This is a genomic window from Arthrobacter vasquezii (assembly GCF_029455255.1).
GTDB lineage: Bacteria > Actinomycetota > Actinomycetes > Actinomycetales > Micrococcaceae > Arthrobacter_D > Arthrobacter_D parietis.
Genome location: NZ_JAROKN010000012.1, coordinates 1 through 23455 on the forward strand (window position 1 = coordinate 1; position 23455 = coordinate 23455).

Here is a 23455-nt window from a genome sequence, read left to right on the forward strand (position 1 = left end):
GCCGCCGGCGGAGCTGCTGCGGGTGCTGCCGCCGCGTCCGGACAGGCAGATCCAGGCACTGCACCGCAGGACATCTCGGCATCCCGCCCCGTCGGAGGCAATGCGAGTGTTCCACCGCCACCGAGCGCCCCTCCCCGGGCTATCCCGGCTGACGAGCGGAACGAGCGGGCGAAAGTCACGGCCTGGTCCGAAGACGATTACGACCGCCCGGAAGACCGATCATCATCCCAGCGGCCGGCGTCGCGTTTCCCCGCCGCTGCTGCGGGCGGAGCTACCGCTGCCGGTAGCCAGTATGACGACGACGGCCCGTACGAGGATTACGACGAGGATGAAGATCGCGAGAACAATCCCCGCTTCACGCGCTTGCTCGTGGGTATTGTCCTCGCTCTTGTAATTGTCGGTGCGGTCGTCCTCGCTGTCACCCAATTGCGGCCCATCTTCGACCCGCCTGTCGCCAACGAGAGCGCAACGACGGAGAGTGCCGTCGAACCCACGGACAGCGCGGCTCCCTCTCCGTCCGCCTCAGGCTCTGCAACACCGACACCGGAGCTGGTACCCCCGGTCGCCACAAGCGTCACTCGCCTGGTGCCGGATAATCCCGAGCTCAACTCCCAGACCGACGGTGACCTCGGGGCAATCATCGACGATAACCCTGCAAGCTTCTGGGGCAGCCTCGTCTACGCAAACGAAACCTTCGGCGGGCTCGCTCAGAACCTTGCGCTCGTGGTGGAACTGGAAGAGCCATCCAGCATCTCGGAAATTCAGATTGAACAACTGAACAGCTCGGGCGGCAGCTTCAGTGTATTGCTGAATGATGAGCCGACACTTGAGGGCGCTACCCAGGTGGCGCAGTCGGGCTTCACCGGACCGTCGGTGACGTTCAATGTGCCGCAGGTCGATGGTGCTCCTGCCACAGCGCAGTATGTGATCGTAAATTTCACTCAGCTCCCCAGGCTTTCCAACGTTCAGGCACAGTACCCATGGGGAATGCGTATCGCCGAGATCAACATCTCCTAGCGACTACCCCTCTGCCCGGGACACGGAATAACGGCAGTTGACCTGTCGTTATTGCAAATGATCGCGACTGGACTGAAGGTTCGATCGCTCTCACCGATAGAAAGGTTCATCAAACCCGTGAGCACTGAGACAGACAACGGCAGCAATTCGCCAAGCGATATCCGCGACGTCATCATCGTAGGGTCCGGTCCCGCTGGATACACCGCCGCGGTCTACACAGCAAGGGCCAATCTTTCACCGCTGCTGATCGCCAGCTCGGTGACCGCTGGCGGCGAATTGATGAATACGACTGACGTCGAGAATTACCCGGGATTCCCCGACGGTGTCATGGGCCCTGACCTCATGGAGAACTTCGAGAAGCAGGCAGCGCGCTTTGGAACTGAGATCCTTTTTGAAGATGTGACGTCGGTAGACCTCTCTGGAGACGTCAAAGCCGTTACCATCGGCACCGGTGAGACGTTCAGGGCTCGTGCGGTCATCATCTCCACCGGATCCGCTTACCGCGAACTCGGCCTCGAAGATGAGAAGCGACTTTCCGGTCACGGAGTCAGCTGGTGCGCCACCTGTGACGGGTTCTTCTTCAAGGACCAGGACATTGCCGTTATCGGCGGAGGTGACTCAGCTATGGAGGAGGCACTCTTCCTGACCAAGTTCGCCCGCTCGGTTACGGTGGTCCACAGGCGTGATTCCCTCCGCGCGTCACGAATCATGCAGGACCGCGCACTGGCTCACGAGAAGATCCGCTTCGAGTGGAACGCGGAAGTGGCAGCTATCCATGGCACCGACAAGGTGACCGGTCTGACGCTCGCGAGCACCGTCGACGATTCCTCCCGGGAACTAGCTGTCACTGGAGTGTTTGTGGCGATCGGCAACGACCCTCGGATCGACCTGGTCAAAGATCAGCTCAAGCTGACAGGTGAAGGAACCATTGCCGTTCTCGGGCGGACATCCAAGACCTCCTTGCCCGGTGTGTTTGCAGCCGGGGACGTCATTGACCCGACGTACCGTCAGGCCATCACGGCGTCCGGTTCCGGCTGTGTTGCTGCCATCGATGTCGAGCACTACCTCGCTGATCTGGGAGACACTGTGCAGACAGCCGCTGAAGTACCGACACCGGTAGCAGAAGAAGTCTCCGAGACCGCTTCCGTATAACCCTCGAAAAGGAGTAGAGATATGAGCGATGCAAAGGAAGTTACTGACAGTTCGTTCGAAGCCGACGTACTCAACGCTTCGAAACCCGTAATGGTTGATTTCTGGGCCGAGTGGTGTGGCCCCTGCCGTAAACTATCGCCAATCCTTGATGACATCGCTTCAGAGCACGCCGACAAGATCGATGTCGTGAAGCTGAATGTTGATGACAACCCTGCCACGGCGGCGAAGTACGGGATCACGTCAATTCCCGCTGTGTACGTCTTCCAGGACGGGGAAGTGGCGGCTACCTCAATTGGTGCCAAGCCAAAGCAGGTGTTGGAACAGGAGTTTGCACAGTTCCTCTAAGAACGCGGATCAGAAGAAGCCGGGCCGCCCAATCGGGCCCCGGCTTTTTCGTGCACGAGATTGCGGTGCCACCTCCCGATAGTTTCCAGACGCTGATGTCCACGAGATCAATGTTTCACGTGGGACACAATCTGCATGCGCACGGAGCTTTAGTAGCGGGAGTGTGTTTGGCCGCGGGCCACTACAACTTCAACTCAGCCAACGGCTCACCGAAAATCGTATCCCGCCCCCGGTCTGCTGTGGACCGATAGCAGACGCTGGCCCGAGGACTTGTCCGACAGGTCCTCTATCTCCTGAGCGTCCTGGATGTCAGCGGCAGTCCCGCGCCAACACTGGCTAGCCGCCCGATGCTGGCCGGTACGTTTCACGTGGAACGCGCGAGCGGTCAGGTACTTACAAGGCGACCCACCAAAAGCCAAAGGGAATCGGTGCTCTGATCGCAGATGCCGACTCTGTTCACAGGGCGCTAACGTCCGTCCAAGAACACACCCGCCGGCGTCACCAGCCAGGTCAGATAGGGAAACCGGCGGTTTCACGTGAAACCTTCGGACTTCCTGATTCATGAAGCCGGACCATCGACAACCCATCGCGACTTAGCCCCGCTCGCGCGTCGGTGGCAGCTCGATCCCGAGGAGCTATCCGGGGCCGGCCTTCGTTAGGCTTGCTGCCCCAGAGCTTCGCGCTCAATCGAGCTGCCCGTCCTTCGGAACGGATCCAGGCAGTTCCAGGCCTAGCTCCCAACAGCGTCACGCAGGCACTCATTCGGTCGAGTTTCACGTGAAACTGGGACTCCAAACGTGTAGCGACGGGGTCGTGCCGGTTTGCAAGTTACAGGTCTTCAAAGGCTAGGCGGCAAATACGGGACGTGGGCGCCGTGGTGGCCATTGGGGTCCCCGAGCGCAGACTGCACGAAACGACCCGCCTCAGCCTCCAGCAACGTTGTCTTCGGCGATACTTCTGAAGCACCCGCGGACACTCATACGCAGACACTCATACCAATTGGGCTACGGTCTACTTTCCCTGAAGCGAGTGAGTAAGAAAATAGAACGGTTGGCGAGGAGCCAGGGCACATGGCAACGCGCGACATGGCCACAACCGGAGCCGCATAGCGCATCGTCACATTGCATCCGTCAGTAGTATCGCGCGTTTCACGTGAAACGGCTTGCTCCGACAGCATAGAGCTGGAAGCTGCCCGCCCGTAGCCTGAATCAACGGCAACACGCACCAATACCGCCGCTGAACAATTCAATCGGTTAAGCCAATCGGCAACTCGTTAATGACGCCGACCGCGTAGTGCCCGTGCCTGTCGCCCGCCCGTCGCCCTCGGGTCGCCCGCCCTTCGCAACAGCCGCTCACCGAGATGGCATTCCGGTGTACCGGTGTTTCACGTGAAACCGTTCGTTCCTTGGCACTCCTGCACGAGCAATTTCCTACAATGCAGAGGCTCGCCACGAGTGCTCGGAGTTCCGCGTGACACTTTCCTCCGCCGTCGTATCCGGTGCCATCAGCCACGCAGTCGTCAACTAGCCCATCGTGCAAAGGTGCGAGCGGTACCACCAGCAACCGGGTGGGTACGGTAGACAGCTCTCTGTTTCAAACCCCGGTCCTACCTTCAGCCAATTTTGACCAGCGCAGGGACCATTAAACACCAAACGCCTTCCAACCCAGATAGCAGTAGCATATAGCGCGCCCATAGGGGTCGCGTGGCCTCAGCGTGATTCGCCGCTGTATGCGGCGATGACTTCGACGGACCGTGCGAATGCTACGCGGAGTCATCAACCCCTGATTACACCTTCAGCGCAGGTGGAACCGCAGATCTGGCCCGAACGGACTTCGCAACTGTAAACGACCCGTCCTCGGCAGCACCAGTCTGACCACGAAAAGGCGCCGTTTCACGTGAAACTTCCACGCAAACGACGCCTTTTCGTAACCTATGACCGTTCCGTCCATTATGGAGTCGGTGCGAGTACCCCCATGATTCGGTTCAGGTCGTCAACACTCGCGAACTCAATACTCACCCGTCCCTTTTTTGCGCCCAGTGTGATCTTGACACTGGTGTCCAACCGATCGGACAGAGAGGTAGCAAGGTAATCGAGGCGCTCATGTCGCGCGCCAACTCGCGGACTACTTGGCTTCGATGGCCGGCGCAGACCGTCACTCATGGCGACGATCTCTTCTGTGGACCGGACGGATAGACCCTCAGCGACGATCCGTTGTGCCAGCTTCTCCATCTCAGCTGGATCGGACAGTCCGAGAAGCGCCCTCGCGTGCCCAGCACTGAGCACGCCAGCTGCCAGGCGGCGCTGCACGAGCGGTGGCAGTTTCATCAGCCGCAATGTGTTCGAGATCTGCGGTCGGGAACGCCCGATGCGCACCGCCAGCTCCTCTTGAGAACAACCGAAGTCCTCGAGAAGCTGCTGGTACGCAGCAGCTTCCTCAAGTGGATTGAGTTGACTACGGTGCAGGTTTTCCAGCAGGGCATCCCGGAGAAGATCATCGTCCGTGGTATCGCGGATGATTGCTGGAACGGTTTCAAGGCCGGCCTCTTTTGATGCTCGCCAACGACGCTCGCCCATCACTAGCTCGTAGTTCTGTTCTCCACCCTCAGGGGAGACACGAACCACTACCGGTTGCAGCACACCAATTTCACGGACAGAGTGCACCAGCTCAGCCATCTCGTCTTCGTCGAAGACGTTACGGGGCTGCTTCCGGTTAGGGTGAATGGAGTCAATCGGGAGTTCGGCGAAACGGGCTCCCGGCACCTCGCGAAGCGTTTCACGTGAAACGTCATCGGGTGGAACGTCATCAGCGGTATCGGTTCCGGCGTCGACGATACCCGTCTTATCCTCGCCCGGCTCGGCTTCGGAGCCCGGCGACGCCCCTTCAACTCGGGACACAGGGGAAGGTTCCTTCGCGGCCGGGCGCTGCAACTCAACTGCGTCAGATGCCGCCAAGGTGGTCGCCTCGCCGGGGCTTGTCTGCAAACCCGCTGCATCCAGAGCAGGCTCCGCCGTGATGCCGATCTGGTCTGTCTTCTGATCATCAATCGCCGAATCAGCCGGTGTTGCAACAGTGCCTTGACCAGTGGGTTCCGGCTTGGCTTTTGCTGCCCTATTCGGCGGTTGCTTCTTGAGCCCTGCCTGGTTACGTCCGGTCTGTCGCTTCGAGGGCGCGGTCAGCGCCTCCTTGTTAATCGACGATCGCGTAGACGACTGCGACGGCTCATCCCGCTCTCCGCCATCACTTGAGCGATCACCGGCGCCATTAGATGCGCCGGTGGGGAAGAAGAGGTCAACTGGACGCCCGCGCTCAGTGACCCTCGTGCTAGTACTGCCTGCGTTTCCATCCTGTTGTTCTGCGCTGCTCGGTATGAGCGCGCCAAGTCCTCGACCTAGACCCCTACGCTTCTCAGGCATGAAACGGTTCCTCTCAAAGGAGAGCAGACAAACTGCAGCGATTGATAACGCGTTCAGTCTACTGTGGGGGATGCGCTATACAGCGCAGGCGCTCTAGGAGCGTTCCGCTATTTCAGCGGCCGCTTCTAAATAGGACAGTGCACCACTCGATGATGGGTCATAGGTAAGTACTGTCTGCTGGTAGCTGGGAGCCTCTGATATCCGCACAGAACGGGGAACAACCGCTTTTAAGACCTGGTGGGGGAAGTGCTCGCGAACCTCGGCAGCCACCTGCGCGGCCAGATTAGTTCGGCCGTCGTACATGGTGAGAAGGATCGTAGACACAACCAGATCAGCATTGAGGTGCTTCTGGATCATCTCGATGTTCTTCAGAAGCTGGCTCAAACCCTCTAGAGCGTAGTACTCGCACTGGATGGGTATAAGGACTTCACGAGCCGCTACAAAAGCATTGACGGTCAATAAACCGAGACTTGGCGGGCAGTCGATGAAGATGAAATCCAAACGGTCCTCACCATTCTCCGCACGCTCTTTCGCATACAGATCGATGGCACGCCGCAGCCGCTGCTCACGAGCCACCAGCGAGACGAGCTCAATTTCAGCGCCGGCCAAGTGAATTGTCGCGGGCGCGCAGATTAGGTTTGGAACATCTGGGCACGGTGCCACCACACTCGACAGTGGAAGGTCATCGATCAGGACATCGTAAATGCTGTCCACTTCGGCATGATGCTCAATGCCCAGAGCGGTAGAGGCGTTTCCTTGCGGGTCGATGTCGATAACAAGAACGTTCAAGCCGGAGGAGGCGAGACCTGCCGCGAGATTCACTGTTGTCGTCGTCTTGCCGACGCCGCCCTTTTGATTGCTGACGGTAAGCACACGCGTCTCGGCCGGCCGAGGCAAAGAGCGCCCCAGTAGCTTCTCGCGTCGCCGGTTCTCCGACGCAAGCTCACGCGCCAAAGGGGTGCTGTCGTCGAGAACATCCATGACGTTCCTGGTACTTCCATTAGATTTCACGCTGGTGGCCTGACTTGAATCACTTGTCCCGCCCGTGCGGCCCGTTTCACGTGAAACGATGCCGGTGTTTGTCGGGTTCGAAAACACTTCGGGTTGAATATCGGCGATAGTGATTGCCAAGGACGAACCCATCATCGACGTAGGCTGCTCGCGTCGCATGGCAGAATCTTTCGTCACAAGCGTTTTGCTCACTTTCCGGTCCGGGTGTTCCACTCTAGGTTATCGGGTGTAGGCCCCATACCCCGGCAGGCAATCCCTTGTGTGGTGGAACTTCCCTCTAGAGAGGAGATCAGCGTTCGACGACGATACGGACTACCGTCGTCGGTTCGTCAAGGAGATCGCCACCCACTGTTTCAACGCGCGTCGACTTTCCACCCAAACGGCGGATGATCTTCGCCGCCTTCTCTACTTCTTCACCCGCGCTTCGCCCCTTGATGGCGAGGACCTCTCCCGGACCCTTAAGGAGTGGCAGGGTGAGCGAGGCGAGCCCGGACAGCGCGGACACAGCGCGAGCTGTAACAACATCTACGTCAGACTTTCCGATAGCTTGCTCAGCGCGACCGCGAAAAATCTCCACGTTCTTCAGGCCGAGATCCTCGGTCACCTCGCGAAGCCAGTTCACTCTTCGTTCGAGGGGCTCAATCAGGAGGAATGCAGCGTCCGGTCTGGCGATGGCAAGAGCCAACCCAGGCAAGCCGGCACCACTACCGACATCAGCAACGCGAGACGCCTCTGGAATCAGTTCACCGACAACCGCACAGTTAAGGACATGCCTGTCCCACAAGCGCGGCAACTCGCGAGGTCCGAGGAGACCTCGCTCGATCCCTGACGTAGCCAAGTGGTGTACGAAGCGCTCAGCAAGCGGAAGGTCGTCACCGAAGATGGTGCGCGCAGCAAGAAGTTCCTTCGTGCTGATCTCAATCGTCAAGGCAATCCCTCCTTTGGGAAAGACAGACGGGATGTCAGGATCCGGCTGACACTACGATGTGGCGCCGTGACCCCTCACCCTCGGACTCGCTGACCATGCCCAGATCCGCAACAATGTCGTGGACGATTTTGCGTTCGTATGCAGACATCGGCGCGAGAGCTACCTCTGTGCCGCCTTCCTTGACCGTACTTACTGCCTGTTCGGCGATCTCGCGGAGCTCCTTGTTACGGGCCTCACGAAATCCGTCAATATCCAGAACAAGACGTGAGCGGTGTTCCGTCGACGTAAGCACCGAGAGCCGTGCCAGTTCCTGGAGTGCTTCAAGAACCTCCCCATCCCGACCGACAAGAGCTTCAAGTCCCCGTGCTTCATTCTCTTCCGACACGATCGAGATGTAGGTGCGCCCATTTCGCACCTCAATGTCGATATCACCGTCTAGATCCGCTATGTCCAGGAGTTCCTCCAGGTAGTCCGCGGCGACGTCGCCCTCGTCTTCCGCTGAGGTCGCTTCATTTTGGTCTCCTGCGTCCTGGGCGCCGGCGTCCCCAACAACTGTCTGAAGAGATTCTTCCTGCATGTTGTCAGTGCTCATTTGCGTTTCCTGTTCTTGCGCTGAGGCTGTACTCGTTGAGCTTTGGGTGGAGCAACAACTTCGACTGCCGGTTCACTCTTCTTCTCGCCGAGCAACGGAACCATGGGCAGTCCCTTCTTTGCGCGACGCTCGGCCAGGGCCTTCGCCGCCGGGGACCCCGGAGTAGGCATCCGCCTGATCACGTAGAACTGCTGAACCATGGTCCAGAGGTTGGTAGTGGTCCAGTAGATGAGCACACCGATCGGAAAGTTGATTCCACCAACACCGAAGACCAGCGGAAGGATGTACAGCATGATCTTCTGCTGCCGCATGAAGGGACTCTGCATGGCCTCTTCGGACATGTTCTTGGCCATGATCTGCTTCTGCGTGATGAACTGCGAGGCAGTCATGGCAAGGATCATGATGATCGAAAGGACCACCACTGAGGTATGTCCCTCAGTACCGAACCCGTGAAGCAGGGAGGAGGAGAGGGGCGCACCGAAGATCTCGGCAGCATCGAACTGCTGCACATCGTCGACGGTCAGAGCACCGATACCCTCACCATTGTCGCTTGCGGTGGATACACCGTTCAGAACAGTGAACAAAGCGAAGAAGAACGGCATTTGGATCAGGATCGGCAGACACGCAGCAAACGGGTTTGTCCCATGCTTCTTGTACAGTGCCATCTGCTCCTGCGTCATTGCCTGACGCGAAAGCTGATCCGTCTTGCCCTTGTATTTCTGCTGCAGCTTCCGAAGGTCCGGCTGCAGCGCCTGCATCCCGCGCTGGGCCTTGATCTGCTTCACGAAGACGGGGATCAATGCGGCTCGGATGACCACAACCAGGCCAACAATGGACAGCGTCCAGGTCCAGCCGGACGCCGCGTCCATCCCGAGGAAGGTGAATCCCTCGTGGAAAGCCTGCATGACCCAAGACACCAGCCATCGGAAGGGCAGGAGAATCGTTTCGAAGAAATCCATAATCTGTTGCTCCTCAGGCCGCTGGGCGGCTTTCCTCGTCTGCAGGAATCACCGGGTGATTCAGCACTACAATCTGTGGTTCCTCACCGGGTGCAAAGCGTCGCCCACCAGACGGCACGTGGTCCACGCCGCCGTCGTTCCAGGGATGGCACCGGCAGAGCCGCCTGGCAGCTAGCCATGAACCCTTTCCAGCACCATGGACGGTCACAGCTTCAAGTGCGTAGGCCGAGCAGGAGGGGAAAAATCGGCATACCGGTCCATAGAGGGGTGATATCAAGCGGCGGTAGCCAACAAGGATGCCGATAAGAATGAAACGTGGCAGCGACAACAGCCCGGAGAGTTTGGACGGCGAATGATCCCGTGTCATCTGCCGTCTCCCTTTCTGCCGCCGTCCTTGCTGAACCGCTTCACACTCGATGCCAGGCATCGTTCAAAATCGGAACTGAGCTCGGGCCAACCCGCCGAAGCCGCCGAAGGCAGTGCACGTACGACAACATCTACTCCGACCGGTCGCTTCACCAGCGCTGACGCTGCTGCTTCTCTCAGTCTCCTCTTAACGAGGTTCCTTGTTACCGCGTTCCCCACACTTTTCGACACAATGAAACCGAAACGCGAAGGCCTACCGGCTCCGGTTCCGACCGCATATAACACCAAGTTCCGGCACCCCGAACGGGTACCGGAACGAACGGTATGTGAAAAATCTGTGGCCGTCCGAACTCGGTGGGCGATAGGAAGCACCTGGAGCTCCGGGACGGTCAGGGCGTTGTCAGTTGAGACAACACCGGCGGACGGATTGACTGATGCTAGGCCGAAAGCTCGGTGCGTCCCTTGCCGCGGCGCGCAGACAGGATGGCGCGGCCGGCGCGGGTGCGCATGCGAAGGCGGAAGCCGTGCTTCTTGGCACGACGGCGGTTATTCGGCTGAAAGGTCCGCTTGCTCACTGTGATACTCCAGAACGTTCTTGGCATGCGCTGCCGTTGCAACAAGGGGGAAGAACGGACTGGCGCAATGAAGTTGTAGTACATCTGCGTTGGCGTGCAACAGCATACTGTTCAGCGCTTGGCTGACCATATGGAGGCACGCAAAATGCAGACATAAAGGACTACATAACGTTAGGGCACCGGACACAAGGCGGTCAAACCGACCGGCTTCGACACAGCGCGCGGCGTCCTGTGAACCGTGTGGACAACTGCCGACAACCGGCCGCTCCTGCACCCTACGGGCACTCGCGGGAACTACCTTATCCACAGGCGCGGGCCCAGCTATCCTCTGTACTTTTCATCGTCTACTGTTGCCGGGTGGCGCAATTATCCACGTACTGTGCATAACTCTGTGGATTACTGACCCTGCTACGGGGTCAAGATGGCTCAAAAGAACTGACAACTGAGGACGCGAGTGAGTACAGACGAGATCAATGATGTAGGAAGCTCCTGGCGCAAGGTCATCCGAACCCTGGAACAGGACGAGCGGATATCTCCACGTCAACGTGGGTTCGTGGTGCTGGCGCAGGCACAGGGACTCATCGGGACAACCCTGCTGGTGGCCGTTCCGAATGAACTGACCCGCGAAGTTTTGCAGAGTCAGCTGAAGAGCCAGCTCAATGACGCACTAAAAGACGTTTTCCGAGAGGATATCCAGTGCGCGTTCGTCATTGATCCGGAACTCACTCCGATCATTGAAGAAGAACCGGAAGAGATTCCGGAGGAAAGTGCGCCGCGGGACCAGACGCCATCGCCCACTCCACCGAGCAACTCCCATGAGTTCGGGCGACTGAATCCTAAATACATCTTCGACACCTTCGTCATTGGTTCATCGAACCGGTTTGCGCATGCGGCCGCAGTGGCGGTCGCCGAGGCGCCGGCCAAGGCGTACAACCCGCTCTTTATCTACGGCGATTCCGGGCTGGGTAAAACTCACCTGCTACACGCCATCGGCCACTACGCCCGCCACCTCTACACAGGGATCCGGGTTCGCTACGTAAACTCCGAGGAATTCACGAACGACTTCATCAACTCAATTCGCGATGATGAAGGCACAAGCTTCAAGCAGACGTATCGGAACGTCGACATCCTGCTCATCGATGACATTCAGTTCCTCTCCGGCAAAGACCGTACACAGGAGGAGTTCTTTCACACCTTCAACGCCCTGCACAACCACAGCAAGCAGGTGGTCATCACCTCTGATCTTCCGCCCAAGCAGCTGTCCGGCTTCGAGGAGCGGATGCGTTCGCGCTTCGAGTGGGGGCTCCTTACTGACATCCAGCCGCCGGAACTGGAAACCCGGATCGCCATCCTTCGTAAGAAGGCAATCAGCGAAGGAATGAGCGCACCCGATGAGGTGCTTGAGTACATCGCGTCGAAGATCTCCACGAACATCCGTGAACTTGAGGGTGCGCTGATCCGCGTAACAGCCTTCGCCAGCCTGAACCGCCAGGCGGTGGACAAGAACCTGGCCGAGATCGTGCTCAAGGACTTGATCAGTGACGACGGCGCCCAGGAAATTACATCGTCGCTGATCATGGCGCAGACAGCTGAGTACTTCAACATCACTCTTGATGACCTGTGCAGCAAGTCGCGAACGCGCACGCTGGTCACGGCACGGCAGATTGCGATGTACCTGTGCCGTGAGCTGACCGATATGTCACTACCGAAAATAGGCCAAGAGCTGGGAGGACGGGATCACACCACTGTCATCCACGCTGACCGCAAAATTCGCGAGCTCATGGCGGAACGCCGGGCCATCTACAACCAGGTGACCGAACTGACCAACCGGATAAAGCACCACCGGAAAGATTCATAGGACCTTTGGTACATACCTCAGCCGCGCGTGAATTAACATCTGTGGAAACAATTGTGGATAACTACCGGATTCCCGTGGACGTTAATGAGGACAACGCCAGGGAAGCCTGTGGACCGCTGAATTACGGCTATCTCATGCACAGCACACCTGGTACTTCTCCGTCTTCAGCTCACATGCTGTACACAGGGAGAATCCGCGGAAATGCCAGTACTGGGAAGGTTATCCACAGTATCCACAGGAGTTATTAACACTACTGATCCTTAATCCATCGATCTGTTCCAAATAACATTTCCCCTCCAGGCCATCCGGCAAGACTGTCCGCTGTGTCGCGCTAAGCTGTGACTCAGTAGAGTTGACGCTTGCTCACGCCTCCTCCTTCGCCCGCAAAGAATCGTCGGACAGGTCGAGGCCGAGTGGCTTCCCCCATGTACCTCGCGAAAGGCGGCACCCTTCAGTGAAATTCCGAGTCGAGCGCGATGTCCTGGCTGAGGCCGTCACATGGACGGCGCGTTCCTTGTCACCGCGTCCTCCCGTACCGGTGCTGTCGGGACTGTTGATCAAGGCGGGTGCAGGCAGTCTCAGCTTGGCCAGCTTTGACTACGAAATCTCAGCTCGTTTGGAAATTGCCGCTGATGTAGCCGAAGAAGGCACCATTCTCGTGTCCGGCCGGTTACTCGCTGACATTTGCCGCAGCCTTCCGTCCGCACCGGTTGAGGTAGAGACTGACGGATCCAAGGTCACACTGACCTGCCGTAACAGCCGCTTCAACCTGGCGACGATGCCGGAAGCGGAGTATCCCGAACTTCCAGCACTGCCGGAGGTCAGCGGCGTCGTCGACGGCGATGCTTTCGCCGAAGCCGTTTCTCAGGTCATCATCGCTGCCAGCAGGGATGACACACTGCCCATCCTCACCGGTGTACGGATGGAAATCGAGGAAGACCTGATCACCTTCCTCGCCACCGACCGTTATCGCTTGGCGTTGCGTGAACTCTCCTGGAAACCGACGAACCCTGGAATCTCCACCAGCGCCCTGGTCAAAGCCAAGACGCTGAGCGAAGTGGCAAAGACCCTGGGCGGATCCGGAGATCTCAACATCGCGCTGTCTGACAACAGTGAACTCATCGGCTTCGAAAGTGGCGGCCGGCGAACCACCTCTTTGCTGGTTGACGGCGATTACCCCAAAATCCGGTCCCTATTCCCGGACAGCACACCCATCCATGCAACGGTGGAGACGAGTTTGCTGGTCGAAGCAGTCCGTCGTGTGTCCTTGGTGGCCGAGCGGAATACGCCTGTGCGCCTCGCTTTCAGTGCGGGCCAGGTGGTACTTGACGCCGGTACGGGTGAGGATGCCCAGGCATCCGAAGCCATCGAAGCTACCCTGGACGGCGAGGACATTACCGTTGCCTTCAACCCCCATTACCTGAGTGAAGGTCTTGGTGCCTTCAGCAGCCGCTTCGTGCGGTTCTCCTTCACCACCCCGCCCAAACCCGCTGTTATCTCGGCGCAGGAAGAGGCAACCGGCGCTGACCGGGAAGATTACAGGTACTTGTTGATGCCGGTGAGGTTGCCAAACCAGTAGCAGCGAGACCGTCCATCCCACCGAAACCCATGGAGGATACTTTGCACATCGGCCTAATCGGACTCGGAAAAATGGGACATAACATGCGGGAACGGTTGCGTTCCAAGGGCATTGAGGTCTCCGGTTACGACCGCAATCCGGATGTATCCGACGTCGCAAGTCTTGATGAACTGATTGCTACGATCCCCACTCCACGGGTGGTCTGGGTCATGGTCCCGGCTGGAAAGATTACCGATCAGGTGATTGCCGAGTTGGGAGAGAAGCTCTCCGAGGGCGATCTCGTGATTGATGGCGGCAATACCAAGTTCAGTACCGATCAGGAACACAGCGAGCAGTTGTCACTCAAAGGCATTGCCTTTGTTGATTGTGGGGTCTCCGGCGGTGTATGGGGCCTTGAGAACGGATATGGGCTGATGGTCGGCGGAGCTGCCGAGGACGTTGAACGGGTGATGCCGGTCTTCGATGCCTTGCGTCCGGAAGGTGACCGCGAAGAAAGCTTCGTCCATGTGGGAGACACCGGTGCGGGACACTACGCAAAAATGGTGCATAACGGGATTGAGTACGGTCTGATGCAGGCTTACGCCGAGGGCTACGAACTGCTCGAGGCAAAAGACATCATCAAGGATGTACACGGGACGTTCCGCGCATGGCAAAAGGGTACAGTCGTGCGGTCCTGGCTACTGGACCTGTTGGTGAAGGCGCTCGAGGAAGACCCGAAACTCACCCAGGTTGGCGCTTACGTTGAGGACTCAGGCGAAGGGCGGTGGACGGTTGAGCAGGCTATTGCCAATGAAGTGGCCGCACCAGCCATCACTGCTGCGCTCTTTGCCCGATTCAGCTCGCGGCAGGAGGATGCACCCTCGCTGAAGATGGTTGCGGCCCTGCGCAACCAGTTCGGCGGCCATGCCGTACGCCCTCCCCGCAAGTGAAAAATGATTGAGCAACGGTGTACGTCCAGCATCTCTCACTGACCGATTTCCGTAGTTATTCCCAGCTTGAGGTCGCCCTGGAACCAGGAGTGACGGTGTTCGTCGGGCAAAACGGCGTCGGGAAGACCAATATCGTCGAAGCCATCGGTTTCCTCGGGTCCCTCTCGTCCCACCGGGTGAGCTCCGACAAACCATTGATAGCCTTCGACGCTGAGCGGGCGTTGGTCCGTGGGCGCCTGGTACGCGGATCACAAGCCACGAGTGTGGAGCTGGAGATCAACGGCGAGCGGGCCAATCGCGCCCGTATCAACCGGGCCAACCCGGTTCGGGCACGGGACGCCGCAGGTATCCTGCGTACGGTTCTCTTTGCACCGGAAGACCTCGCTCTCGTCAAGGGAGATCCGTCCAACCGCCGCCGGTTCCTGGACGAACTGATGGTGCAGCTGGTACCGCATCATGCCGGCACACGAGCGGACTACGAACGGGTCTTGAAGCAGCGCAACGCATTACTCAAATCATTGCGGGGGCGCAGGCTGACCGATGCGCATGAGGCCACTTTGGAAGTGTGGGACCAGCACCTTGCGGCGGTTGGTTCACAACTCCTCCATGCCCGACTCGCCGTTCTGACCAGACTTCTGCCGCATATTCAAAAGGCCTATCGCGAGCTGACCGACGGCTCGAAAGTTGCAACAGCCGCTTACCGTTCGTCCCTGGTCGGTCCGGTTTCCGATGACGACGACGGCCAGGCACCTTCTTCGGCCGAAGACCTCGGCACGCTCTCCATTGAACACATCACTGAGCGGTTTTTGACGACAATCAGGGAGCAGCGGCGCCGCGAAACCGAGCGTGGTATCTCATTGGTGGGGCCGCACCGCGACGAGGTGGAGCTCATGCTCGGTCGTGCCCTGGTCAAGGGGTATGCCTCGCACGGCGAAACCTGGTCGATGGCGCTTGCGCTCCGCCTCGGTTCGTACTACCTCCTGACCGATGATGATCAGACCCCGGGATCCACGCCAGTCCTGATTCTCGACGATGTGTTTGCTGAACTGGATACTGATCGCCGAGAGCGGTTGGCCTCTGTGGTGGTCGGAGCTGAACAGGTACTGGTGACCGCTGCGGTTGGAGCGGATGTACCTGCTGCGTTGGCAGGCCGCCAGTTCGAGGTAGTACCGGGGGGCTTCAGTGAAGTACCGGCCTGAAGATAATCGTGCAGCGCCGGGTGTTATGAAGGCACAACCCAATGACGACGCCGGCACACCCCTTGCGGATGATGCCGGGGAAACACCTGCCCAGGATGCACCGCGGCTGTTGTTGAATCGACTCCGTGACGCGTCTGCAGCGCGTGGTGATCTTCGCGCGCCGGCCGCCCGCCGTCGTCGTACTGGGAATGGTGCTCATCATCCTAGAGGTCAGGAGTCCTACACCGGCAGGGATCCGCAGGGAGTCGGGGCCGTATTCGGGCGGCTCCTTAGTGAGCGAGGCTGGAATTCGCCGGTAGCCGTGGGGTCGGTCATGGCGCGGTGGCCGGAACTGGTCGGGCAGGAAATCGCCAGCCACTGTACTCCCGAAAGCTTCCACGAAACAACGGTTCTCGTGCGCTGCGACTCCACCGCCTGGGCAACGCAGCTCAGACTGATCAGCCCTGACCTTTTACGCCGCTTCGAACACGAGCTGGGCACAGGTGTTGTGACGGCCATGAAAATTGTCGGGCCGTCGGCTCCGTCCTGGCGAAAAGGGGGCCGATCGGTTCCCGGCAGAGGTCCCAGGGACACCTACGGGTGACCTGCTGACCGGTTATCTGCGGATCCGCTGATGAGCGGCGTGCAGCGCCGAGCGGACCCCAGCGGACGTATACGCCCCCACAAGACCCCCCGCTGAGAGCTTAAATAGCTGTTTATTCGCCGTTAGGGGGCAATTGAGGCTCCGTTGTCGGCCACTGCACGGTAGAATGACAGGTGCAGGCATTCCTTTTGGGATGCCTTCATTCTGAGACTGGGCAACATTAGGACAACGAGGAGTCGACAGCGTCAGTGGCTAACGACAACGAAGTGGAATCTGCCGGACTGCCGGAAACCGGCGCCGGCGCACCCAAAGGTTACGGCGCAAGCGACATCACAGTCCTTGAGGGGCTGGAAGCGGTTCGAAAGCGGCCCGGTATGTATATCGGGTCCACTGGTCCCCGCGGCCTGCACCACCTTGTCTATGAGGTTGTGGATAACTCTGTGGATGAGGCACTCGCGGGATACTGCGACCACATCAAGGTGGCGCTGCTTGCTGACGGCGGCGTCCGCGTCATCGACAATGGCCGCGGTATTCCGGTTGATATGCACCCGACCGAGGGCAAACCCACCGTTGAAGTAGTCATGACTATCCTGCACGCAGGCGGGAAGTTCGGCGGTGGAGGATATGCCGTATCCGGTGGCCTCCATGGAGTGGGTATTTCGGTTGTGAATGCGCTTTCCTCCCGTGTCAACACGGAAATTAAGCGTCAGGGCCACGTCTGGAGGCAGTCCTTCGAGGATGGTGGAAAACCTGTCGGAAAGCTCGAAAAGGGTCCGGAGACCACCGAGACCGGTACCACGCAGACTTTCTATCCGGATGCCTCAATCTTCGAGTCGGTTGAGTTCGATTTCGAGACGTTGCGGGCGCGTTTCCAGCAGATGGCCTTCCTGAACAAAGGCCTGCGGATCAGCCTTGTGGATGAGCGCGTGCCTGAGGTGGAGACCGAGGAAATTACGGACGCCGCCCACGCCGAGGCAGAACAGTCCGAAGAGAACAAGCACCGCCATGTCGAGTACCTCTATGAGAACGGCTTGCTGGACTACGTCAAGCACCTGAACTCATCGAAACGCGTTGACATCATCCACGAGGACGTCATTGCGTTCGAGACTGAGGATTCGGACCGCTCCATCGCCGTCGAAGTGGCAATGCAGTGGACAACGGCGTATTCCGAAAGCGTTCACACCTACGCGAATACGATCAACACCCACGAGGGTGGAACCCACGAAGAGGGTTTCCGTGCAGCTATGACATCGTTGATCAACCGTTATGCGCGTGAGAAGAACATCATCAAGGAAAAGGATGACAACCTCACGGGTGACGACATCCGTGAAGGGCTTACCGCCGTCATCTCGGTCAAGCTGTCCGAACCACAGTTCGAAGGGCAGACCAAGACCAAGCTGGGCAACTCGGAAGCCAAGGGATTTGTGCAGCGCGTGGTCACGGACCAGTTGGGTGACTGGCTCGAACGTAATCCCGGGCCTGCCCGCGATGTCATCCGCAAGTCCATTCAGGCAGCCCAGGCGCGGCTGGCTGCGCGCAAGGCAAGGGAGTCCACCCGGCGGAAGGGCCTGCTGGAATCCGGCGGGATGCCGGGCAAGCTCAAGGACTGCCAGTCGAAGGACCCATCGAAGTCTGAGATCTACATTGTCGAGGGAGATTCCGCAGGTGGCTCGGCCGTTCGCGGTCGCAATCCGGAAACGCAGGCAATCCTCCCGTTGCGCGGAAAGATCCTGAACGTTGAGCGTGCCCGGCTTGACCGTGCGCTGAGCAACACCGAAGTCCAGGCGATGATCACCGCCTTCGGAGCCGGCATCGGTGAGGATTTCGACGTCGAGAAGGCCCGCTATCACAAGATCGTCCTGATGGCAGATGCCGACGTCGATGGTCAGCACATCACCACGCTGTTGCTGACGCTGCTTTTCCGCTACATGCGGCCGCTCATCGAGAATGGGTATGTGTACCTGGCGCAGCCGCCCCTGTACCGCATCAAATGGTCCAACGCTGCGCACTCCTACGTATACAGCGACCGCGAGCGGGATGAAACCATCAAGATGGGCCTTGCCAATAACCAGCGTCTCCCCAAGGAAAACGGGATCCAACGTTACAAGGGCCTCGGCGAGATGGACTACACCGAGCTCTGGGACACCACGATGGATCCTGACAACCGCACCTTGCTGCAGGTCACTATGGATGATGCCGCTGCAGCCGACCAGATTTTCTCTGTACTGATGGGTGAGGATGTCGAGTCTCGCCGCAACTTCATCCAGCAGAACGCGAAAGACGTACGGTTCCTCGACATCTGAGCGTCATTGAGTAGCCCCGGCCGGGCACGCAGCTATCTGCTGGCCCGGGTCCTGACACGCATTCACGAATGGAACGAACTAGATGAGTGACGAAGTAACGCCTGAGGTTCCGAGCGGTACGCCCATTGAAGGTGCAGTGCTGACGGACCGTATCGAGCAGGTAGACCTGCAGACCGAGATGCAGCGGTCCTACTTGGACTACGCAATGGCGGTCATTGTCGGTCGCGCGCTGCCTGACGTGCGTGACGGTCTGAAACCCGTTCACCGTCGCGTTCTCTATGCAATGTTCGACGGCGGCTACCGCCCCGACCGCTCGTTCAACAAGTGTGCGCGCGTTGTCGGTGAGGTCATGGGCCAGTACCACCCGCACGGCGACAGCGCTATCTATGATGCACTCGTCCGGCTGATCCAGGACTGGACCATGCGGTACCCGTTGGCCCTTGGGCAGGGGAACTTCGGATCGCCGGGTAACGACGGCGCGGCAGCCCCCCGGTATACCGAGACCAAGATGGCACCGCTGGCCATGGAGATGGTCCGCGACATCGACGAAGAGACTGTCGACTTCCAGGACAACTACGACGGAAAAAACCAGGAACCCACCATCCTGCCGGCGCGCTTCCCGAACCTGCTGGTCAATGGATCCTCCGGTATTGCCGTCGGCATGGCAACCAACATCCCGCCGCACAACCTGCGTGAGGTGGCGGACGGTGTGCAGTGGTATCTGCAGAACCCGACTGCCAGCAAGGAAGAACTGCTTGAGGCGCTCATCCAGCGCATCAAGGGACCGGATTTCCCTACCGGAGCGCAGATTCTTGGCCACAGGGGTATTGAAGACGCCTATCGGACAGGCCGCGGTTCAATCACCATGCGCGCCGTGGTCAACGTGGAGGAAATTCAGGGTCGTACCTGCCTGGTCGTAACCGAGTTGCCCTACCAGGCCAATCCGGACAACCTGGCGATCAAGATTGCCGATCTCGTCAAGGACGGGAAGGTTTCGGGGATCGCCGACCTCCGGGATGAGACCTCGGGCCGCACGGGCCAGCGCCTGGTCATTGTCCTGAAGCGTGATGCCGTGGCCAAAGTAGTGCTCAACAACCTCTACAAGCACACGCAGCTCCAGGACAATTTCAGCGCCAACATGCTGGCGATCGTGGATGAGGTCCCCCGCACCCTCAGCCTGGATGCCTTCATTCGGCACTGGGTGACGCATCAGCTCGAAGTCATTGTCCGCAGAACCAGGTACCGCCTGCGGAAAGCGGAAGAAGCCGCACATATTCTGCGGGGACTGCTCAAGGCACTCGACGCCCTCGATGACGTGATCGCCCTTATCCGGAGATCTTCGACCGTAGAGGACGCACGCAATGGGCTGATGGGTCTGCTGGACATTGACGAGATCCAGGCTCAGGCGATTCTGGACATGCAGCTGCGGCGGCTCGCCGCCCTGGAGAGACAGAAGATCCAGGATCAGCATGCCAAGCTCGAATCCGAAATCACCGAGTACAAAAAAATCCTTGCCTCCGAGGTACAGCAACGAGAAATCGTCTCTACGGAGTTGCAGGAGATCGTCGACAAGCATGGTGATGACCGCCGCACCGAGATTCTCATGGGGTACGACGGCGATATGAGCATGGAAGACCTCATCCCTGAAGAGGAGATGGTGGTCACCATCACCCGAGGTGGTTACGTCAAGCGGACTCGTAGTGATAACTACCGCCAGCAGGCTCGGGGCGGTAAGGGTATCCGTGGGGCGCAGTTGCGCGGCGACGATGTCGTCGAACACTTCTTCGTCACCACGACGCACCATTGGCTGCTGTTTTTCACCAACCTTGGGCGCGTTTACCGCGCGAAGGCGTACGAGCTTGTGGAAGCGGCACGCGACGCCAAAGGTCAGCATGTAGCGAACCTGTTGGCATTTCAGCCTGACGAAACCATTGCGCAGGTACTTGATCTGCGCGATTACCAGCAATCCCCTTACCTGGTGCTGGCAACCAAACGCGGCCTGGTCAAGAAGACGCGCCTCGAGGACTATGACACCAACCGGTCCGCGGGTGTTATCGCCATCAACCTGCGTGACGGTGATGAACTGGTGTCAGCTCAGCTTGTGTCCGAAACCGACGACATGATGCTGGTCTCCCGGAAAGGGCAGTCACTTCGCTTCAGTGCCACCGATGAGGCGTTACGCCCGATGGGCAGGGCTACCTCGGGAGTGACCGGCATGAAGTTCCGGGAAGAGGATGAGCTACTGGCGGCCAACGTCGTGAGTGATGACTCCTACGTGTTCATCGTGACCGAGGGCGGCTTCGCGAAGCGGACCAAGGTCGATGAGTATCGGGTGCAGGGCCGTGGTGGCCTGGGCATCAAGGTAGCAAAGCTTGCTGACGTGCGCGGCGATCTGGTTGGGGCCCTCATCGTGCAGGAAGAAGACGAAGTCCTCGTTGTTATGGGCGGCGGCAAGGTGGTGCGGTCATCGGTGGCCGGCGTTCCGGCGAAGGGCCGTGACACCATGGGCGTGATTTTCGCGAAGCCGGACAAGTCGGACCGGATCATCGCTGTTGCCCGCAACACGGAACGTGGACTCACGGTGGATGAGGAAGTTCCGGTAATGGGTGTGGATGACACTGAATCTGCGCCGGTTGCTCCTGATGAAGTACCGTTGTCGTCAGAAGAAACGGCTGAGCCGGAGGCTGAGTCAAGCGATATTGGAGGTTCCGAGTGAGTTCTGCCAACTCAAATCCGCGCACGACTGCGGGCAGCGCTGTGCGGTCGTCGGGCGGCGGACCTCGGGTCAACCCGCCCGCGCGGCCCACCCAGCGTCCGGCTTCATCAGGCGCAAGGCCGGCGGGAAACCGTCCTGGGCTGGTCAAACCCGCACCGAAGGCCAAGGCTCGCAAAGCGCGTCTGCTGGTCAGCAAGATCGATCCGTGGTCCGTCCTCAAAATGTCATTCCTGCTTTCTGTGGCGCTGGGCATTGTTACGGTGGTTGCGGCGATCGTCATTTGGACTGTGCTAGACCTCACTGGGATCTTTGATCGGGTGAACCAGCTCCTTGGAGAGATCGCTGGATCAGAGGGAGCCGGCTTTGATCTGCGCCAGTTCGCATCTCTGGGTCAGGTTGTCTCGTTCGCCACCATCATCGCCGTCGTGAATGTAGTGCTTCTGACCGCCCTGGCCATGCTTTCGGCGGTTCTTTACAACATTTCATCGACCCTTGTCGGCGGAATCGGCGTGACGCTGACGGACGACTGATCTGCCGAAATCGATGCGGGCCTCAATTTGTGGATCGCTGAGGCCCTACTGTAAAGTCGTATTTCGGCCCGATGAGGTACGGGGGCGTATAGCTCAGGCGGTTAGAGCGCTTCGCTGATAACGAAGAGGTCCCAGGTTCAAGTCCTGGTACGCCCACGGATCGTGAAACCGGCAGGCAACTGCAAGGAGGAGCACTGTGAAGAAGTTGCTGGTAGCGGCAGCTGCTGTTGCAGGAGTTTTCGCCTACAAACGGTGGCAGGAGTCCGAGAAGGAAAAAGAAGTGTGGAGCAGCGCGACTGATCCAGTCGAGTAAAACTTCACCGCCTGGTCGGGGTATACTGATCAGGTTCCGTTTTACGGGGGCATGGCGCAATTGGTAGCGCACCTGCTTTGCAAGCAGGGGGTTCGGGGTTCGAGTCCCCGTGCCTCCACCGAAAGATAAGGGCTCCAGTCGAAAGACTGGGGCTCTTGTCTGTTAACGGTGGCTAACGGTTCGCCGCTGTGTTTCGGGCTGCACGCGCGGTGTGCACGGCACGCAACACCTTCGCTGGGTAGTAGATCGACATGAAGATCAGCATCGGAATTTTCAGAACTTTCTTGTCAATCTGATGCGCTCGGTAGGTGCGGTCGAACCTTGTGACGTAATAGCGGTAGTCCTTGGGCGAATTCTCGAGGCGCCGGGCTGACATCCCGCTCACCATGCCGGGGATGTACCGGATGATCAGATCCTGTTCTGCAAGGTGAAGAGAGAGGTCTATGTCCTCATGCATCTCGTCCTTTTCATCAAGACAGGTGTACTCACGGATCTGTTCCCATGCCGTCCTGCGAAGCGCCATGTTGGAGCCGAAGAGAAAGTGGTACTGGTTACGTGCGAGCTTCAGCACGAGTTGACGCATCTTGTCATCCGCTTTCAGCCCCCACCGCCGCATCGGCATGTCATAGTAGACAACCGGTCCGGTCGCGGCGGCTACGGTTGGATCGCTGAAGCCTGCCTGAACGGTTTCGACCCAGTCGGGTTCCAGGACGGAGTCGGCATCAATTCGGCCTAGTACGTCTCCTGTTGAGTGGTTCAGCCCATAGTTTCGGGTAGGTATGAGACCTTGCTTGTCATCTTGCTCCAGCAGGCGGATCGGGCTCTCAGGGTATTCGAGCTGCATCTGACGGACAATGTCGGCAGTGCGGTCAGTAGAGCGATTGTTCACGACCAGAATCTCGTGTGCCGGCATTGACTGATAGATGGCCGCGACGAGGCACTGGCGGATGACGCTTTCTTCGTTGTACGCCGGGATGACTATCGACACGGACGGCTTCGCGGTGTGCACGGCCGTAAATCTATCACCGGCCGGTCAGACTAAGACCCCAGACATCAAAAAAGCGGGAAAGATCCTCCGATAGGT

At 58.9% G+C, this 23455-nt stretch carries 20 protein-coding genes, 2 tRNA genes and 1 pseudogene; 14 read left to right on the forward strand and 9 right to left on the reverse strand.

Annotation, left to right across the window (positions count from 1 at the left end):
- From P4U43_RS06900 to trxA, 3 genes and pseudogenes are all read left to right on the forward strand, one after another.
- A pseudogene (locus P4U43_RS06900) lies at positions 1-1017 on the forward strand (hypothetical protein); the annotation flags it as partial.
- A 117-nt stretch (positions 1018-1134) separates the two neighbouring features.
- On the forward strand, positions 1135-2169 hold the full coding sequence (gene trxB / locus P4U43_RS06905) for a thioredoxin-disulfide reductase (protein ID WP_277358062.1): 1035 nt from the start codon (positions 1135-1137) through the stop codon (positions 2167-2169).
- 21 nt (positions 2170-2190) lie between these two features.
- Complete coding sequence (gene trxA / locus P4U43_RS06910; RefSeq protein WP_277358063.1) at positions 2191-2514, forward strand: thioredoxin; 324 nt, start codon at positions 2191-2193, stop codon at positions 2512-2514.
- 1949 nt (positions 2515-4463) lie between these two features.
- On the opposite strand, the gene P4U43_RS06915 is transcribed toward trxA, so the two are convergent.
- From P4U43_RS06915 to rpmH, 8 genes are all read right to left on the reverse strand, one after another.
- On the reverse strand, positions 4464-5930 hold the full coding sequence (locus P4U43_RS06915; RefSeq protein ID WP_277358064.1) for a ParB/RepB/Spo0J family partition protein: 1467 nt from the start codon (positions 5928-5930) through the stop codon (positions 4464-4466).
- Positions 5931-6023: 93 nt separating this feature from the next.
- Positions 6024-7133: a ParA family protein gene (locus P4U43_RS06920; protein ID WP_277358065.1), complete on the reverse strand. Its 1110-nt coding sequence runs from the start codon at positions 7131-7133 to the stop codon at positions 6024-6026.
- A gap of 97 nt (positions 7134-7230) precedes the next feature.
- Entirely contained in the window at positions 7231-7869 is a 639-nt protein-coding gene (gene rsmG / locus P4U43_RS06925; protein WP_404800709.1) for a 16S rRNA (guanine(527)-N(7))-methyltransferase RsmG, read from the reverse strand.
- Between the two features lie 34 nt (positions 7870-7903).
- Positions 7904-8461: a Jag family protein gene (locus P4U43_RS06930; protein ID WP_277358066.1), complete on the reverse strand. Its 558-nt coding sequence runs from the start codon at positions 8459-8461 to the stop codon at positions 7904-7906.
- Complete coding sequence (yidC, locus tag P4U43_RS06935) at positions 8458-9420, reverse strand: membrane protein insertase YidC (RefSeq protein ID WP_277358067.1); 963 nt, start codon at positions 9418-9420, stop codon at positions 8458-8460. Before yidC ends, P4U43_RS06930 begins: the two co-directional genes overlap by 4 nt.
- Positions 9421-9433: 13 nt before the next feature.
- Positions 9434-9787 (reverse strand): membrane protein insertion efficiency factor YidD, encoded by a 354-nt coding sequence (gene yidD, locus P4U43_RS06940; protein ID WP_277358068.1) that lies wholly within the window; start codon positions 9785-9787, stop codon positions 9434-9436.
- The gene (gene rnpA, locus P4U43_RS06945) at positions 9784-10158 is read right to left on the reverse strand and encodes a ribonuclease P protein component (protein ID WP_277358069.1); all 375 of its coding nucleotides are present in this window, start codon (positions 10156-10158) and stop codon (positions 9784-9786) included. Before rnpA ends, yidD begins: the two co-directional genes overlap by 4 nt.
- A 65-nt stretch (positions 10159-10223) precedes the next feature.
- Positions 10224-10361, reverse strand: a complete 138-nt coding sequence (gene rpmH, locus P4U43_RS06950; protein WP_022892375.1) for a 50S ribosomal protein L34 — start codon at positions 10359-10361, stop codon at positions 10224-10226.
- A gap of 454 nt (positions 10362-10815) precedes the next feature.
- Between rpmH and dnaA the strand changes: the two genes are divergently transcribed.
- The 11 genes from dnaA to P4U43_RS07005 all read left to right on the forward strand — a co-directional run bounded on the left by dnaA (position 10816) and on the right by P4U43_RS07005 (position 22489).
- Positions 10816-12219 carry a chromosomal replication initiator protein DnaA gene (dnaA, locus tag P4U43_RS06955; RefSeq protein WP_277358070.1) on the forward strand — a complete coding sequence of 468 codons (1404 nt, stop codon included), beginning with the start codon at positions 10816-10818 and terminating at the stop codon, positions 12217-12219.
- 454 nt (positions 12220-12673) lie between these two features.
- Complete coding sequence (dnaN, locus tag P4U43_RS06960; protein ID WP_277358071.1) at positions 12674-13798, forward strand: DNA polymerase III subunit beta; 1125 nt, start codon at positions 12674-12676, stop codon at positions 13796-13798.
- Positions 13799-13839: 41 nt separating this feature from the next.
- The gene (gene gnd / locus P4U43_RS06965) at positions 13840-14727 is read left to right on the forward strand and encodes a phosphogluconate dehydrogenase (NAD(+)-dependent, decarboxylating) (protein WP_056545603.1); all 888 of its coding nucleotides are present in this window, start codon (positions 13840-13842) and stop codon (positions 14725-14727) included.
- A gap of 17 nt (positions 14728-14744) precedes the next feature.
- Positions 14745-15926 carry a DNA replication/repair protein RecF gene (recF, locus tag P4U43_RS06970; RefSeq protein WP_277358072.1) on the forward strand — a complete coding sequence of 394 codons (1182 nt, stop codon included), beginning with the start codon at positions 14745-14747 and terminating at the stop codon, positions 15924-15926.
- A gap of 25 nt (positions 15927-15951) precedes the next feature.
- Positions 15952-16509, forward strand: a complete 558-nt coding sequence (locus P4U43_RS06975; RefSeq protein ID WP_277358073.1) for a DUF721 domain-containing protein — start codon at positions 15952-15954, stop codon at positions 16507-16509.
- A 248-nt stretch (positions 16510-16757) separates the two neighbouring features.
- Positions 16758-18812 (forward strand): DNA topoisomerase (ATP-hydrolyzing) subunit B, encoded by a 2055-nt coding sequence (gene gyrB / locus P4U43_RS06980; RefSeq protein ID WP_404800710.1) that lies wholly within the window; start codon positions 16758-16760, stop codon positions 18810-18812.
- An 82-nt stretch (positions 18813-18894) separates the two neighbouring features.
- Positions 18895-21528, forward strand: a complete 2634-nt coding sequence (gyrA, locus tag P4U43_RS06985) for a DNA gyrase subunit A (RefSeq protein ID WP_277358074.1) — start codon at positions 18895-18897, stop codon at positions 21526-21528.
- Complete coding sequence (locus P4U43_RS06990; protein ID WP_056545612.1) at positions 21525-22058, forward strand: DUF3566 domain-containing protein; 534 nt, start codon at positions 21525-21527, stop codon at positions 22056-22058. Before gyrA ends, P4U43_RS06990 begins: the two co-directional genes overlap by 4 nt.
- An 82-nt stretch (positions 22059-22140) precedes the next feature.
- A tRNA-Ile gene (locus tag P4U43_RS06995) sits at positions 22141-22214 on the forward strand.
- A 40-nt stretch (positions 22215-22254) separates the two neighbouring features.
- A complete protein-coding gene (locus P4U43_RS07000; protein WP_235563158.1) occupies positions 22255-22371 on the forward strand; it encodes a DLW-39 family protein in 117 nt (38 codons plus the stop codon).
- Between the two features lie 45 nt (positions 22372-22416).
- Positions 22417-22489, forward strand: a tRNA-Ala gene (locus P4U43_RS07005).
- A gap of 54 nt (positions 22490-22543) precedes the next feature.
- Here the strand turns inward: P4U43_RS07005 and P4U43_RS07010 are convergent.
- Positions 22544-23380 carry a glycosyltransferase gene (locus P4U43_RS07010; protein WP_277358075.1) on the reverse strand — a complete coding sequence of 279 codons (837 nt, stop codon included), beginning with the start codon at positions 23378-23380 and terminating at the stop codon, positions 22544-22546.
- Positions 23381-23455: the final 75 nt, after the last annotated feature.